General features: G+C 65.4%; 17 protein-coding genes. 13 read left to right on the top strand and 4 right to left on the bottom strand.

The features are described 5' to 3' along the window. Positions 1-16: 16 nt before the first annotated feature. The 3 genes from QGN30_RS18805 to QGN30_RS18815 are packed head-to-tail and all read right to left on the bottom strand — an operon-like array spanning position 17 to position 2,522. Positions 17-781 carry an aldolase/citrate lyase family protein gene (locus tag QGN30_RS18805; protein ID WP_009953831.1) on the bottom strand — a complete coding sequence of 255 codons (765 nt, stop codon included), beginning with the start codon at positions 779-781 and terminating at the stop codon, positions 17-19. Further along, positions 778-1,599: a 2-oxo-hept-4-ene-1,7-dioate hydratase gene (gene hpaH / locus QGN30_RS18810; protein ID WP_009953829.1), complete on the bottom strand. Its 822-nt coding sequence runs from the start codon at positions 1,597-1,599 to the stop codon at positions 778-780. The genes QGN30_RS18805 and hpaH overlap by 4 nt, the downstream gene beginning before the upstream one ends. Further along, on the bottom strand, positions 1,596-2,522 hold the full coding sequence (locus QGN30_RS18815) for an alpha/beta fold hydrolase (protein ID WP_009953827.1): 927 nt from the start codon (positions 2,520-2,522) through the stop codon (positions 1,596-1,598). Before QGN30_RS18815 ends, hpaH begins: the two co-directional genes overlap by 4 nt. Before the next feature lie 195 nt (positions 2,523-2,717). On the opposite strand from QGN30_RS18815, the gene QGN30_RS18820 reads away from it, so the two are divergent. From QGN30_RS18820 to QGN30_RS18880, 13 genes are read left to right on the top strand one after another with little or no spacing between them, the layout of a single operon-like run. Next, positions 2,718-2,963 (top strand): hypothetical protein, encoded by a 246-nt coding sequence (locus QGN30_RS18820; RefSeq protein WP_009953826.1) that lies wholly within the window; start codon positions 2,718-2,720, stop codon positions 2,961-2,963. 29 nt (positions 2,964-2,992) lie between these two features. Beyond that, positions 2,993-4,111 (top strand): thiolase family protein, encoded by a 1,119-nt coding sequence (locus tag QGN30_RS18825; RefSeq protein ID WP_036390512.1) that lies wholly within the window; start codon positions 2,993-2,995, stop codon positions 4,109-4,111. Continuing rightward, entirely contained in the window at positions 4,108-4,548 is a 441-nt protein-coding gene (locus QGN30_RS18830; RefSeq protein WP_009953823.1) for a Zn-ribbon domain-containing OB-fold protein, read from the top strand. Before QGN30_RS18825 ends, QGN30_RS18830 begins: the two co-directional genes overlap by 4 nt. Beyond that, positions 4,545-5,840, top strand: coding sequence for an aromatic ring-hydroxylating oxygenase subunit alpha (locus QGN30_RS18835; protein WP_009953821.1), 1,296 nt, complete (start codon positions 4,545-4,547; stop codon positions 5,838-5,840). Before QGN30_RS18830 ends, QGN30_RS18835 begins: the two co-directional genes overlap by 4 nt. Then, positions 5,837-6,352: an aromatic-ring-hydroxylating dioxygenase subunit beta gene (locus tag QGN30_RS18840; protein ID WP_009953820.1), complete on the top strand. Its 516-nt coding sequence runs from the start codon at positions 5,837-5,839 to the stop codon at positions 6,350-6,352. Before QGN30_RS18835 ends, QGN30_RS18840 begins: the two co-directional genes overlap by 4 nt. A 14-nt stretch (positions 6,353-6,366) precedes the next feature. Beyond that, entirely contained in the window at positions 6,367-7,974 is a 1,608-nt protein-coding gene (locus QGN30_RS18845; RefSeq protein WP_014379531.1) for a class I adenylate-forming enzyme family protein, read from the top strand. Further along, complete coding sequence (locus tag QGN30_RS18850) at positions 7,971-8,753, top strand: enoyl-CoA hydratase/isomerase family protein (protein ID WP_009953818.1); 783 nt, start codon at positions 7,971-7,973, stop codon at positions 8,751-8,753. The genes QGN30_RS18845 and QGN30_RS18850 overlap by 4 nt, the downstream gene beginning before the upstream one ends. 10 nt (positions 8,754-8,763) lie before the next feature. Beyond that, positions 8,764-10,254, top strand: coding sequence for an aldehyde dehydrogenase (locus tag QGN30_RS18855; RefSeq protein WP_009953817.1), 1,491 nt, complete (start codon positions 8,764-8,766; stop codon positions 10,252-10,254). Between the two features lie 19 nt (positions 10,255-10,273). Then, entirely contained in the window at positions 10,274-10,864 is a 591-nt protein-coding gene (locus QGN30_RS18860) for a flavin reductase family protein (RefSeq protein ID WP_009953816.1), read from the top strand. Beyond that, positions 10,864-12,027, top strand: coding sequence for an acyl-CoA dehydrogenase family protein (locus QGN30_RS18865; RefSeq protein WP_009953814.1), 1,164 nt, complete (start codon positions 10,864-10,866; stop codon positions 12,025-12,027). The genes QGN30_RS18860 and QGN30_RS18865 overlap by 1 nt, the downstream gene beginning before the upstream one ends. 11 nt (positions 12,028-12,038) lie before the next feature. After that, positions 12,039-12,974 carry an LLM class F420-dependent oxidoreductase gene (locus QGN30_RS18870; RefSeq protein ID WP_009953813.1) on the top strand — a complete coding sequence of 312 codons (936 nt, stop codon included), beginning with the start codon at positions 12,039-12,041 and terminating at the stop codon, positions 12,972-12,974. Next, entirely contained in the window at positions 12,971-13,723 is a 753-nt protein-coding gene (locus QGN30_RS18875) for an alpha/beta fold hydrolase (protein WP_009953812.1), read from the top strand. Before QGN30_RS18870 ends, QGN30_RS18875 begins: the two co-directional genes overlap by 4 nt. A gap of 7 nt (positions 13,724-13,730) precedes the next feature. Continuing rightward, positions 13,731-14,582 carry a thioesterase family protein gene (locus tag QGN30_RS18880; protein WP_014382034.1) on the top strand — a complete coding sequence of 284 codons (852 nt, stop codon included), beginning with the start codon at positions 13,731-13,733 and terminating at the stop codon, positions 14,580-14,582. Between the two features lie 162 nt (positions 14,583-14,744). Here QGN30_RS18880 and QGN30_RS18885 read toward each other — a convergent pair whose 3' ends face one another. Then, complete coding sequence (locus tag QGN30_RS18885) at positions 14,745-15,542, bottom strand: alpha/beta fold hydrolase (RefSeq protein WP_009953810.1); 798 nt, start codon at positions 15,540-15,542, stop codon at positions 14,745-14,747. Positions 15,543-15,552: the final 10 nt, after the last annotated feature.

Here is a 15,552-nt window from a genome sequence, read left to right on the forward strand (position 1 = left end):
AGAAACAATGCGTCGTTCATTGGCGGCGATACCTCGCTGCCAGCTGCTCGGTGCCACGGGCCAGCAGTGCCACGTCCGCTCCTACGAGCACGAAGCTCGCCCCGGCCGCCATGTAGCGGCGCGCCAGTGGCTCGCTGAACGCATTAACTCCGGCGCGCTTGCCGTGTTCCACGATGGTCGCCAGCGCGGTTTCTATGGTGCTCACGACGTCTGGATGCTCCGGCTGCCCAAGTTTGCCCATCGAGGCTGCCAGGTCGGCCGGTCCGATGAAGACGGCGTCCACTCCGTCGACGTCGGCGATCTCCCCGAGCTGTGCCAGACCGGCCACGCTCTCCACCTGGACGGTCAACGACACGGCCGTGTCAGCGGTGACGAGATAGTCAGAAATGCGGTTCCAACGGGACGCTCGGGCCAACGCGCTGCCGACCCCGCGGATGCCGTTGGGCGGATAACGCGTGGCGGAAACCGCCGCGACCGCCTCACCGGGGCCATCGATCATCGGGACGATGATGTTCTGAGCCCCGATGTCGAGCAATTGCTTAATGAACACCGGGTCAGCCGAGGGCGGACGCACCAGCACGTCGACGTCCGGGTAGCCGGCCAACACCTGCAGCTGTTCGAGCGTGGTGCGCACATCGTTGGGCGCGTGCTCCTGATCCAACAGCAGCCAGTCGATCCCGGATCCTGCACAGATTTCGGTGACGTAACCGCTGCCCGAGGCCACCCACATGCCGATGCGCGGGTCACCGTCGCCGATGCGCTGTGTCCACCGGTTTGTCACGATGCCTCCGAATCGAACGTCACCGACACCGTGCCCAGCGGTCCATAGTCGGCGACAAAGGTGTCCCCCGGTTCGGCGAACACCGGCTTGGTGAACGATCCGGACAGGATGACCTCGCCGCGTTCCAGCCAAACACCGTGTGGAGCAAGCCGATTGGCCAGCCAGGCCACGCCATTGCCGGGATGGTTGAGCACCGCAGCGGCTACCCCGGATTCCTCGATGGTGCCGTTGCGCAGCAGCAGGGCCGCCACCCAGCGCAAGTCGACGTCCAACGGGCGGAACACCCGCCCGCCCAGGACCAGACCGGCGTCCGCGGCGTTGTCGGCGATGGTGTCAACGATGGTGCGCAGATGACCGGTTTCGGGGTCCGACATCTGCACCCTGGCGTCGAGGACTTCGAGTGCGGGAGTCACGAACTCGGTGGCCCGCAGCACGTCGAACAATGTGACGCCGGGGCCGGATAGCTGCTCGCCCATTACGAACGCCAACTCGACCTCGACGCGCGGACGGATATAACGGCCCAGCGGTATGCGGCCGCCATCCTCGATGAACATGTCGTCGAACAGCGCGCCGTAATCCGGTTCGTCGATCGACACCGCCCGCTGCATCACCTTCGAGGTCAGACCGATCTTGCGACCCTTGACTTCTCGCCCGTCGGCGACCTTGAGCGCGACGAGTGCCCGCTGCACCGCGTAGGCGTCCTCGATGGTCATGTCGGGATAGTCCAACGACAACTGCCGGATCGGCGTGCGGGTCTGCTCGGCCTCGTAGAGCCGCCGGGCAATGTCGGCGAGCTCGTCCTCGGCGGGTCTGCTCATCTCGTAAGGAACTCGATCGCCGCGGCGTTGAACGCCTCGGGATCCTCGAAATGCGGCCAGTGCCGCACCGAGGGCATCTCGAACACCTCCGAATTCGGGATCAGGTCGGCGATGGTGCGCGCCGTGTCCTGATACACGCCGTGGTCCTTGCCCGATGCCACGATCATCACCGGCGCCTCGATGCCGCGCCACTTGTCGTCGGGAATCAGGTTGCGGTGACGCACCTTCTCGTCCTGCAGGATCAGCAGCCGGTCGATGGTGTTGCGGGTGTCCTCGCGCCGATACACGGCCTGGCGTAGGCCGATGAGATCGGGCAGCCGATTGGCTTCGTCGGCGATCAGGTGAGCGAACACGGCGTGCAGCGATTCCCACGTCGGCTCGTTGACCGCCTTGGTTCGTTCCGTGCGGATGCGCGCCATGTTCGACGCCGAGGCTTCCCGTCCGGCCGGCGACATCAGGATCACTTTCTCCACCCGGTCGGCGTGGCCGACGCAGACCGCGGACGCCACGAACGCGCCCAGCGACATGGCGATGAAGTTGGCCGACGCCATGCCGAAGTGGTCCATCACCCCCAATACGTGTTCGACGTAAACCGCGATCTCATAGTCGTAGTCCGGCTTTCCGGAGAACCCGTTGCCGACCATGTCGATCGCCACGCAGTGGAAGTGCTGCGACAGTGCGGCGAGATTGGGCGCGAAGGTCTCCCAGTGCCCGCCGGTGCCGTGCAGCAGGATGGCGTGCGGCTTGTCCGGACCGCCGGCCTCGGCATAGCGGGTACGGACGAGGACTCCATTGACCGGGATGTCAATGAACCCCTGCCGGAACTCGAGCTCCTTGAGGTACATCCAGATGCTGCGGTAGTTCTCGGTGTCGACCCGGCTCACATCGACCGCGTCGGCCGGTGCTGGTGCTTGGCTCATCATCACCTTCTCAAATCTTCGTATCTGACATATATGTCATCTGGCGCTGGCGTCGCGATGCATGCCCCTCATCGTCGCACAAGCTCTATGTTCCCATGTAGGGAATGGCTCCCACCGCTCGGCCTGCAAGTAATACGCCTAGAGTCATTCCGCTCCATTCCATTGATTCTGACACTTGTATGCGGTAATACTGGGCAGGTGAACACTCCGGCCGGACGCCGCGTCCTCGCCGACCTGGTCAACGAGTTCGCGGCCGTGCGGTTGTCGCTGGACGTCAACGGCAACGGCCCCCGCCTGCTCGTCGAGGACCTGGAGGGCGGCGAGCAGGTCTTCTTGTGCCCCTTGGAGTTGGCCAGTTTCACCATGGCCACCGCCGAAGACCGCGAGGAGTGGATCAGGGTGGGCAATTACCGCGGCGAACGCCGCTCAACGGAGCGGCCGTGAGCGCCGCCGCCGACCTGGTGGGTCTGGGCATGACCGCGATGTCGCTGCGTCCCGGCGCGACGCCGCTCGAACTGGCCGTCAAGGCGAGCGCCGCCGCATTGGCCGACGCCGGACTCGAGCGGGCTGACATCGACGGGATCCTGGTCGGCTCGTCGCAGGGGGTTCGGCCGGAACGACTGGGCGTCGGCTTCGCCGCCGCGGCCGGCTTCTCGGATCTGCGCCTGTTGGAGCACGTCGAGATCAAGGGCGCCACGACCATCGCCATGATCCAGCGCGCGCGCCACGCGATCCTCACCGCTGAGGCGGCAACCATACTGTGCGTGTTCGCCGACGCGCCCCTGGTGGCCGGCCGCGGCGCGGGCTCGACCTACGCACACAGTGGCGGCAACGTCGGGGTGCGCGGACTGGAGCGGGCCTCGGGGCTGCTTGGCTCAGTCCCGACGTATGCGCTGCTTACCCAGCGCTGGCTGCACGTCACCGGCACCCGCACCGACGCGCTGCGCTCCGTGGCCACCACGGCAAGGGCATGGGCGTGCGGCAATCCCGACGCGGTCAACCGCGAGCCGCTCGACGACGCCGGCTATGACTCTTCCCCGATGGTTGCCGAACCACTTCGACTGCTCGATTGTGCTCGGCCGGTGAACGGGGCGGTCGCCGTCGTGCTCACCGGGCGGCCCTCGGTCGGGGGCGCCCGATTGCGGGTTCGCGGCACCGGGCGCGACCATCCGGTGCGGCGCCGTCGCTCCGGAGCCGAGTCGTGGTTCGGCGGCGGTGGCCGCGCGGTCCAGGACGCACTCGAACAGGCCGGCATGGCCCGATCAGACCTGCACGTCGCCGAGCTGTACGACCCGTTCTCGATTGTGACCCTGGTGCTGCTCGATGAATACCGGCTCACCGGTGACATTCCCGCGGGTGCGTTCGTGCGCGACGGCCACACCGGGCCGGGCGGCACACTGCCGACCAATACCGGCGGTGGCCAGCTGTCCGGTTTCTACCTGCAGGGCATGACGCCCCTGGCGGAGGCGATGATTCAGCTGCGCGGCACCGGCGGGCAACGTCAGGTTCCCGGGGCCACGGTGGCGCTGGTCGGCGGTATCGGCGGCCGAATGGACCACCATGCCGCGTTGGTGCTGGAGCGTGCCGCATGACCGCCACCGCGGTCGAGGACTGGCTGCTGGACAGCGCACTGGCGCCCGCCGCCGATGACGACATGCTGGCGCCGCTGTACCGAGCGGCCGCACGCAATGAGCTCGCATTGCCGTTCTGCGCGGCTTGCGCCCTGCCACTCGAGCTCGATCAAGAAGTCTGCGACCAATGCGGGAACGCCGAACAAGACTGGCGCACAGTTGATTTACGCGGGACCGTACACGCTGCGACGCTCATGCACCGGCGTGAAGCGGGCCTGGTGCACGGCCTGGTGCCCTACCCCGTCGTCGACGTCGAGCTGACGAGTGGGCACCGGATTGTGATGACGACCGTGCAACCTGCGGACACCGCACCGCCCATCGGCACAACAGTCCATATTGGTTTCCGCCACCTCGGCGACGTCGCCATCCCGGCCATCGACATTCTGGAGGACCAGTGACGACACTTGAATCCGCCCCCGCCGTCGACGACTTCGACGTCGGCAGTGTCATCCGCCACGACCGTGTGCACGGGACCGTGTATACGTCCACCGAGATCTTCCGACGCGAAATGGACACTATCTTCAAGACCGGATGGGTCTACGTCGCCCACGAGAGCGAGGTCAGCGAGCCGGGTGACTACCTGACCCGAATGATCGGCCACGACCCGGTCGTCGTCGCACGCGGTAAGGATGGCGTGGTTCGCGTGATGCTCAACCGCTGCACTCACCGTGCCAACAAGCTGTGCAACGCCGAGAAGGGCAACGCCAACTCGTTCCGGTGCCCGTATCACGGCTGGACATTCGGCAACACCGGTGCTCTGCAGGGTGTTCCGATGCGTGAGGGTTACGGCGAGGAGTTCAACAAGGTGCGTTCCGAGCTGGGCCTTGCCCAGGCGCCTCGGGTCGACAGCTACGGCGGATTCGTCTTCGCATCATTGGCGCCAGACGGTATCTCGTTAACCGAGCACCTTGGCAAGGCAACACGCGCCATCGACCGTCTGCTCAACCTGTCCCCCACCCGCGAGATCGACCTGCGGGCCAACTGGATGAAGCACTTGCACCACGCCAACTGGAAGATGGTGGTGGAGAACAACGTCGACGGTTACCACGCGCTGTTCACCCATGCCTCGGTGTACGACGCGATCAAGCCCGCCAAGGTGTCGCACGTCCCGACTAAGGTCGACGTGCTGGTCCGCGACCTCGGTAACGGCCATTCCGAGATCGACTACAGCGACGAATACCGGAAACTCGACGAGGAATTCGTCTGGTACGGCAGGATCCCGCGAGCCAAGCTCGCCGACTACGTCGGCGCGCTGGAGGGTGCGTACGGCCCCGAGCAGGCGCACGACGCACTGGTGGTGGGTCCACCACACACGTTGATATGGCCCAACCTCTTCCTCGCCGAGATGAACGTGATGTTCGTCGAACCGCAGGCGCCCGACCGCACCATCGCCTACACCACCGCGGTCCTGATACCCGGCCAGGATGCGTTGAACGAGCGCACGCTGCGCCGTTCCGAGGGGGCGATGGGTCCTGCGGGGTTCTTGATCGCCGACGACGGAGAGATCGGGATGCGCAACCAGGCCGGGCTCGCCGCAGAGCTGCCGGAGTGGCTGATGCTGGCCCGCGGCATAGAAAGCGATGTCGACGACATGACTGGAATCATCAACCGCGACAAGAGCGCCGAGACTCCCCAGCGCGGTTTCTACTCACATTGGGCCTCGGTCGTCGGTGGGAGAAGCGAAGCATGACCGTCAACTCCGAAGCCCAGGCACGTCCCGCTCTACGCGCGCTGCCCGCCCCCGAGATCCTGTCGTTTCTCTATCTGGAAGCGCGGCTGGCCGACGAGGGCCGCTACTCGGAGTGGGAAGCGCTGTGGGCCGATGACGACGACACGGTCGAGTACCGCGTCCCGATGCACCCCGACGATGACCCGCGCACCACGCTGGCCTACATCAACGACAACCGACGACGGATCAAAAGCCGGGTGGCTCAGCTCAACACGGGTAACCGGCACTCCCAGACACCGCCGTCGGTAATGCGGCGCGTGGTCTCCAACAGCGAGGTGGTGGAAACGGCCGCCGACTCCGTCACTGTGGAATCCAACTTCGCTCTATTCGAATACCGTCTACGTCAACGCTTCTGGGCCGGCCGGGTTATCCACACGATTCGCTTGTCACAGGACGGCCCCCGGCTGATTCGCAAGATCGTGCACCTGATCGACGCAAGCGGCCCGGTCGAGACACTCGCTTTCCTAATTTGAACGGACTTCATCTGATGCTCATCGGTGACATCGCGACCAACAACTCCCGCCGCTACCCCGACAAGCGTGCGCTGGTCGATGCCGACCGGGCGCTTACCTGGTCGCAGGTCGACGACAGAGCCCGGCGGCTCGCCGCCTTCCTGATCGGACGGGGGCTGGTACCGGGCGACCGGGTGATGGTGATCGCCCGCAACTGCATCGAATGGCCTGAGATCTCGTTCGGCCTGGCCAAAGCCGGGCTGATCACGGTGCCGGTGAACATCAGGCTGGCTCCCGACGAAGTCGCCCACGTCCGCGACGACTCCGGCGCACGAGCGGTGATCATCCACGCCGACCACTTGGACAAGTTCCTGGGCGAATTAACCGAGCTGGCACTGATATTAGGCGTGGGCGCGCACTCAATGCTCGGCACGAGCGAGTTGGTCACCGACTACGAGACGGCGCTGGCGCAAGCGCAGCCCGGCGCCGAGCGCCGCGACATCACGCCGGACGACGTGGCGTTCATCTTGTACACCAGCGGTACCACCGGTCGCGCCAAAGGTGTGATGCACACTCATCGCGCCCTGCTCTACCAGGCGGCCGACACGAACCTGGTCACCGAGGCCAACCGCTCCGACGTCATGCTCGCGACGACACCGTTCTTTACTGCAGGCGGCATGGTCCGCACGGTGTCTTGGCTCTATCTCGGTCAGACCATGGTGATCCATCAGAGATTCGACCCGCAGGCGGTGATCGACGAGATCGAACGCAGTGCGATCACGTTCACGACCTTCATCCCGACGATGCTGCACCGGACGCTGGCGATCCTCGAAGACGGCCCACCGCGGGACATGTCGAGCCTACGGCGCATCTCCTATGGTTCGGCCCCAGTGCCGCCGGGCCTGGCACGTAAGGCGATGGACCTGCTCGGCTGCGAGCTGCAACAGCGCTACGGCCTCACCGAATGCGGAGGACAGGCAACGATCCTCACCCCGCAAGATCACCGCGACATCGTCGCCGGCAAAACCTCGATCGCGACCTCATGCGGACAGGAAACCCCGATGTGCGTGATCCGCGTCATCGACGTCGACGGCAACGACGCCCCGCCCGGCGATGTCGGCGAAATCGTCATCACCAGCCCCGCCAACGCGATTGGCTACTGGAACCGGCCCGAGCAGACCGCCGAGACGTTCCGTTCTGATGGGCTGCGCTCCGGCGACTTGGGCTACCTTGACGAGGAGGGCTACCTCCACATCACCGGTCGCAAGACCGATCTGATCATCTCCGGCGGGTTCAATGTCTACCCGGCGGAGATTGAGCGGGTGATCGCGCAGCACTCCGATGTCGACATGGTTGCGGTGGTCGGGGTGCCTGACCCCGAGTGGGGTGAGACGCCGGTGGCCGCCGTGATTGCCAAATCCCACGTCGGCGATCAGGACGCACTGACTGCGGAACTGGCTGCGTTGTGCCGCGCGGAATTGGCCGGTTACAAGCAGCCGCGCCGGTTCGTGTTCTGGCGTGAGTTCCCGTTGGGGCCCGCGGGCAAGATCCTCAAACGCGAGATCGCTAACCAGGTGAACCACGTCAGCCAGTCGGGTGGGAAGATGCCGGTATCGACCGGATCGACCGAGGAGCGACGATGATCGAGCAGACCGACCTTGCCACTATTGAATTCCAGGTCGCCGACCACGTCGCCACCGTGGCGCTCAACCGGCCCGAGAAAATGAACAGCTTCACCGAACAGATGGCCGCCGAACTCGCCGCGGTGTGGGCCCGAGTGCGCGACGACGAGGACATCCGGGCCGCGGTGCTGTGCGCCAACGGCGAGCGCGCCTTCTGCACCGGCATCGACGTGACCGAGGGCACCTGGTGGAAGCACCGACCGATCTTCAATCAAGAGGATCCGGGAGAATTGCTGGGGCCGAAGGCACACAAGGTGTGGAAGCCGGTGATCGCGGCACTGCACGGCATCGTGGCCGGCGGCGCCATGTACTTCGTCAACCAGTGCGACTTTTCGATCTGCAGTGAGACGGCCACCTTCTTTGACCCACATGCCAACGCGGGCATCGTCTCGGCGCTGGAGCCGATGGGCATGCTGGCCCTTGGCGTGCCCTACGGCGAGGTGATGCGCTGGGCGCTGCTCGGCAGCGAGGAGCGGATGTCGGCGCAGACCGCGCTGCGAATCGGGCTGGTGACCGAGGTGGTCCCGGACGACCAATTACGCGTCCGCGCCTTCGAACTGGCCTCCGAAATCGCCGCGCGCAGACCCAATGGCGTGCAGGGCACCGTTCGCGCGATGTGGGAGGCCCGTGATCTGACCCCCAGTGTCGCCGCCCGGCACGGCAAGTTCTTCACCGACCTTGGCAACGCCGGGGCTACCCCGGACTCGTTGAACAACAAGAAGAAACCCCGAACAAGATGAGGAGGAGGCGATGACCGACACCGCGACCGAGACGTTGGTCCAGTTCGACCTCCTGATTGGGGGCGAACCATCCTCCGCTGCGTCGGGATTGACCTACGACAGCGTTGACCCCTTCACTGGCAGGCCCTGGGCGCGCGTGCCCGATGCCGCGGCGGCCGATGTGGATCGCGCCGTCGCCGCCGCCCGTGCCGCGCTGAATGGACCGTGGGGTGCGCTCACTGCGACCGCCCGCGGCAAGCTGCTGCACCGACTCGGTGAGATCATCGCGCGCGAAGCCGACCAGCTCGCCGAACTCGAGGTGCGTGACGGCGGCAAGCTGGTTCGCGAAATGGTCGGCCAGATGCGGTCGCTGCCGGATTACTACTTCTACTATGGCGGGCTGGCAGACAAGCTGCAGGGCGACGTCATACCGGTGGACAAGCCCAACTACTTCGTCTACACCCGCCATGAGCCCGTCGGCGTGGTCGGCGCGATCACGCCCTGGAACTCACCGCTACTGCTGTTGACCTGGAAGTTGGCCGCCGGGCTGGCCGCGGGTTGCACGTTCGTCGTCAAGCCAAGCGATCACACCCCGACGTCGACATTGGCGTTCGCAAAGCTGTTCGCCGAGGCCGGTTTTCCGCCGGGCGTGATCAACGTCGTCACCGGCTGGGGTCCGGAGACGGGCGCCGCGCTGGCGTCGCACCCGGGCGTCGACAAGGTCGCGTTCACCGGGTCGACGGCCACCGGCATTCACGTCGGCAAGGCCGCGATCGAGAACATGACCCGGTTCTCACTCGAACTCGGCGGCAAGTCGGCGCAAGTGGTGTTCGCCGATGCTGACCTCGACGCCGCGGCCAACGGGGTGATCGCCGGCGTCTTCGCCGCCACCGGCCAGACGTGTCTGGCGGGCTCGCGCCTGCTGGTAGACCGCAGCGTCGCGGACGCGTTGGTGGAGAAGATCGTCGCGCGGGCTGCGACCATCAAACTGGGCGACCCGAAGGACCCGACGACCGAGATGGGTCCGGTGTCCAACTTGCCGCAGTACGAAAAGGTGCTGTCGCACTTCGCTTCTGCACGTGAGCAGGGGGCGACGGTCGCCTACGGCGGCGAGCCCGCCAGCGACCTCGGCGGGTTCTTCGTCAAGCCAACGGTGCTGACCGGCGTCGACCAGTCGATGCGGGCCGTCGCTGAGGAGATCTTCGGACCCGTGCTGGCGGTGATGACCTTCGAAGACGAAGACGAAGCCGTCGCCGCGGCCAACGGCACCGAGTTCGGACTGGCCGCGGCGGTGTGGACCAAGGACGTCCACCGCGCGCACCGGGTGGCCGCCAAGCTGCGGGCCGGCACGGTGTGGATCAACGCTTATCGAGTCGTCGCGCCTCATGTTCCGTTCGGTGGCATCGGCTACAGCGGCATCGGACGGGAGAACGGCATCGACGCCGTGAAGGACTTCACCGAGACCAAAGCGGTCTGGGTGGAGCTGTCCGGAGAGACTCGCGACCCGTTCACGCTCGGCTGAATCGACAAAAGGGAAAGACATGACGCTGAATCTCGCGGCCGCCGACAAGGTGCTGGCCGGACTGCGGCCGTTTCCGGTGGCGGTCACCACGATTGACGGCGGTTTCGCTAATGGGCTGATGTCGCTGTCGGCCGGCTCGGCCAGCATCGTGCCGGAGCTGCCACGCGCGACCGTCAGCCTGACCAAATACAATAGGACGCACGACATGCTGTTGAACTCCGGCATTTTCGTGATGCACATGCTGTCAGCCGGCCCGCACGAGATCGAGAAGTCGATGGAGATCCTGATGACCCTCGGCGGCAGCTCGGGCCGGGACGGTGACAAGATCTCCAAGCTGCGGAGCAAGCCGGGCGTCACTGGTGCGCCGATCCTGCTTGACGCACACAGCTACGTGGAATGCCGCATCACGGGGTCGCTGGACAACGACGAGAACACCATCTTTGTGGGTGACGTCGTCGCCGCGGAGGTGTTCAGCTCCGAACAGCGGCTGCGGATCGGTGAGGCATGGGGCAAGTTGCCGCAGGAGTGGATCGAGCAGTACGAGGCCAACCACGAGCCGCAGCTGCAGAGTGCACGCGACCTGCGGGCTGCTGCTGCGGCACGGGTCTGATGTCCGAAGGGCCTTCTGGCGCATGGCAGCTGCCGGAAGAATTGGTGATGCTGCGCGATACGGTGCGGCGGTTCATGGATGCGCATGTGCATCCCGTCGAGGAGAAGCTGGACCACGACACAGTCGGGCTACCCCGCGAACAGCTCGTCGCGCTGCAGGCAAAAGCCAGGGAGGCCGGACTGTGGTCACTGCAGACGCCCGAGGAGTACGGCGGCGCCGGGCTCAGTGTCCTCGGCCAAGTGGTGGTCGCCGAGGAGGCAGCGAAATGCCGGATGGGGGCCTTCTTTCCGGCCCTCGGAGCCTTCGGCGGCAACCCCCCCAACATTATGTTCAAGGCGACACCCGAACAGTTCGAAAAGTACGCCCGACCTGTCATCGATGGGATCATGTCCAAGGCGTACACCGCGATCACCGAGGCTTCCGGTGGGTCGGATCCGGCGCGGGCGATCAAGCTCAAGGCGACGCGTGACGGCAGCAGCTACCTGCTCAACGGCTCGAAGATGTGGATTTCACATGCTCCCGACGCCGATTGGGGGGTGGTGTATGCCCGCACCGGTGAGGGGCGCCATGGTATCTCGGCTTTCATTCTCGAAAAGGGCACCCCAGGAGTCACGTTCAGCCGGATCCCCGTGATGGCGTCCTTCGCCCCTTACGAACTGCACTTCGATAACGTTCGGCTCCCGACCGAACAGCTGATCGGCGAAGAGGGACAGGGCTTTTCGTTAGCCGGGGAGTTCCTGGTGCACGGCCGCATCGTGTACGCCGCCGGGCCGATCGGCATTGCGCAGAGCGCGCTGGACATGGCCTGCCGATGGGCCAGGGACCGAGACGTGTTCGGCGGCAGGCTGGCTGACAAGCAGGGCATCCAGTGGATGCTGGTGGACAGTGAGGTAGACCTGCGGGCCGCACGGCTGCTGATGTACCAGGCCGCATCGAACGCCGACCTCGGACGCGACGTCCGGGTGGATGCGTCGGTGGCCAAGATGTTCGGAACCGAAGCAGCATACCGAGTTCTGGATCGGTGCATCCAGATTCACGGCGCACTGGGAATCTCTACCGAACTGCCGCTGGAGCGATGGTTTCGCGACCTGCGCGTCAAGCGTCTGGGCGAAGGTGCGACGGAAGTCCAGCGCGAGATCATCGCGCGATCGCTGGTGCGATAGCCGCGGCGACAATGGAGCTGAAAGGGACCGAAGTGCAATACAACCTGATGTTTCCGATGCGGGCCGTCAAGCACTGGAACCGCTGGTGCGAAGGCGCCGGTATCGGGGACGTCGCACGACTGGTGGAAGAGGCCGGCTTCGATGGCTTTTCCATGTCCGAACACCCCTATCCGGATCGGGAGTGGCTGGCCCGCGGCGGCCACCACGCTTTCGATCCGTTCGTGTCGCTGAGCTTCGCGGCGGCCGCCACCACCCGCATCCGATTGATGACCTACATTCTGGTGTCGGGTTATCGCAACCCGTATCTGACGGCCAAAGCGGCCGCGAGCTTCGATCTGCTCTCGGGTGGTCGGTTCACATTAGGCACGGGAGCCGGCTATCTCAAGGCCGAATTCGAAGCGCTAGGAGCCGATTTCGACCGGCGCGGCGCACTGCTCGACGAGGCGATCGCGGCGTGGAAGGCGACGTGGGCGGGCGTCGATCATGACGGGCCGGAGTTCGGGGTCAGCGGACATGTCGCGCTGCCACCGCCGCTGACGACGGGTGGTCCGCCGATCTGGATCGGTGGCAACGGCGCGGCCGCGCAACGTCGTGTCGTGGAGGTCGCCGACGGCTGGATGCCGATGGCCGCGTCGGGCGAGATGGCCGCGATCACCCGCGCCCGCCCACTCGAGGACATCGACACGCTTGGTGACTGGATCGCGAGGGTGAACAAGCAGCGGGCGGAAGCGGGCCGCGGCGCTGCTGACGTCGCCTTCGTTCCGTTCGAAGCGCACCTGCTCGCCAGCGGCAACTGCGAGAGATTCTGCGCCGCGGTGCAGCCGCGGCTGGACGCCTACGCCGAGGCGGGTGTCACGTGGATCACCATCGAGCCGGCCAGCAGGAGCTACACAGACTTCCGGACCGACATCGACATGCTGAGCTCCCAGTTGATCAACTCCCGATGAACGGCGCCGTCAAGTCCCTGCCCGACCTCGTGCTCGTCCACGGCGGCGAGCACGCCGGTGACTGCTGGGATCTCGTCATCGCCGAATTGCGCCGCCAGGAACCCGGATTACGCACTCTCGCAGTGGATCTGCCCGGACACGGCAATAAGCCAGGCGACCTCGCGACCGTCACGATCGCCGATTGGGTGGACTCTGTCGTCGCCGACATCGAGGAAGCGGGTCTCGGTGACATCGTGATCGTGGGCCACTCGATGGCGGGTGTGACCGTCCCCGGCGTCGTCGCTAAGCTCGGTCCCTCCCGAGTCCGGGAGATGATTCTGGCAACGGCATTCGTTCCGCCGCAGGGCTCGGCCATCGCGGACACACTCGGCGGACCGCTGGCGGTCTTCGCTCGGCGCGCCGCGCGTATCGGCAGACCCATGAAGATTCCAACGCCGGCGGCACGCTGGGCGTTCTGCAACGGCATGACCCCCGCGCAGCGCCGGCTGACGATGTCCAAACTGCAAGCGGAGTCAGCGCGGATACCCGGAGAGCCGGTCGACCGCAGCGGACTACCCACCGATGTGCCGCGCACCTGGATATTGACCACCCGCGACCGCGCCCTGTCGGTGGCCTCACAGCACGCCAGCATCGCGGCACTCGGCGGGGTGGATACCGTTATCCCCGTCGATGCCTGCCACGAGGTGATGTTCAGCCATCCGGTGCGATTGGCCGAGATACTCATCGAGCGATGCCGGTTAAGGGGCTAGAGATCAGGTGACAGACTCATCATCGACGAATCAATCCGACCCAGCACCGACGTGCTTCTTCGTCACCGACGGAAAATGCTATGTGCCTACTTCTTTGGCGAGAGGGCCATGGGGTCCGTCGCTCAGCGGCAATTACATCGGTGGGTTGTTGGGGCGAGCGGTCGAGCAAGAAGTAGACGATGTCGACCTTCAACCCGCCCGGCTGACCGTCGACCTGCTCAGGCCGGTGGCGTTGCAACCACTGCAGATGCATTCCTCGGTTGTGCGTGACGGCCGCCGACTTCGACTGGTCGACGCGGTCATGACTCAGAACGACGTGATCGTGGCGCGGGCCAGCGCATTGTTCCTCCGCCGGAGTGAGCATGCCGTGGACACCGTGTGGACGTCACCCGTCACGATGCCCGCAGTGCCCGCGGAGCCCGACGTGCTGAATGACGATGCCCCGATGGTGTTTCACTCGTTCGGCCGGGACCCAGTCGCGGGGAGTCCGGGTGTCGGCATCAAAGAGTGGCGACACCACGGCCAGAAATTCGCGTGGATGCGGGAGACGAAGTTTCTCGTCGATGACGAGCCATTATCGCCTTTCACTCGCGCCGTCATGGCCGGAGACGTCACCAGCTCGCTAACCAATTGGGGTACTGAGGGATTGCAGTTCATCAACGCCGACTACACGATCACGCTCAGTCGCGTGCCGGAAGGTGTCTACATCGGATTGGCGTCGGTGACGCACTACAGCCATGCGGGGGTCGCCACTGGGGTGGCGACCCTGTTTGACGAAACCGGGCCGATCGGCAGCGGGATGGCAACGGCGTTGTCGAACCCGGGATTCACGCCACCACCGTCAATGGTGGTGAGCTGACCGGAGCTCAGGTGATGGCACCCTCGAGCTTCAGTTCGATCAAGTCGTGGACTTGATGTGCATCGATACCTCCCTGCGGCGCACAAGCATTGCCCTGGAAATGCTGGGCACGCACCATCTAGGCTGCCGGCTCTGGAACCGTGATCATTGGGGCTTAGCCGGTCATCCGTTGCGGATCGCCTCAGCGAGTTTCGCGGGCGCATCGATCATGACAAAGGCGGAGCAATCCGGGATCTCGATCAACGCGGCATGTGGAAACGCGTCGCGTAGCCGGCGAGCATGGTCGAGGGGGAACAGTTTATCCTCGGTGCCCCATGTCAATGTGACGGGTCTGTCGAACGCCTTGATCGCAGGTGCGGCACGCAGAGTCAGCGCCGGATCCAGTGAGGCGGTCACCATGACCGCGTCGCGACGGGCCGCTCGGCTGGTGGCGAACGCGCCGAAGATCTCCCGTTGCCGCTCGTGGGAGGGCGGGTGCTTGGACACCGCCTTCAGGAAGAAGCTCTGCCCTGGTTCAGTGGCCAACAGGCGGACAATTCCTCCACCCACCCGGGAGCTGAGACGGCACAGCTTGACGATCTGAGCGAAGGAGCCAGGCGGAAAGTGTTCGTAGCTATCGCAATTGGTGAGTACCAGACGGGCGATGCGGGATGTGTCCAGACCTGGATCGCCCAGCGATGCCAGCACCAGTCCACCACCGGTGTCGTTGGCCACCACGGTGACGTCGGTCAGATCGAGGGCTTCCATGAAGTGGACGATGCGCCGCGCTGCCGCCTCAGCGCCCAGGTCGGCGCCGCCGGTGGGGGTGCTATGCGCGCCCAGCGGCCAGGTCGGCGCGATGCAGCGGCAGCCCTCCCCTAGTTCAGCCACGACGTCGTTCCACACCGCGCCGGTGACATAGACGCCGTGGACGAAAAGGATCGTCGAACCCGTTCCGCTGTCGGTGTATTCGATGTCCAAGTTGTCTACT

Source organism: Mycobacterium sp. 3-98 (genome assembly GCF_035918355.1).
Lineage (GTDB): Bacteria > Actinomycetota > Actinomycetes > Mycobacteriales > Mycobacteriaceae > Mycobacterium > Mycobacterium intracellulare.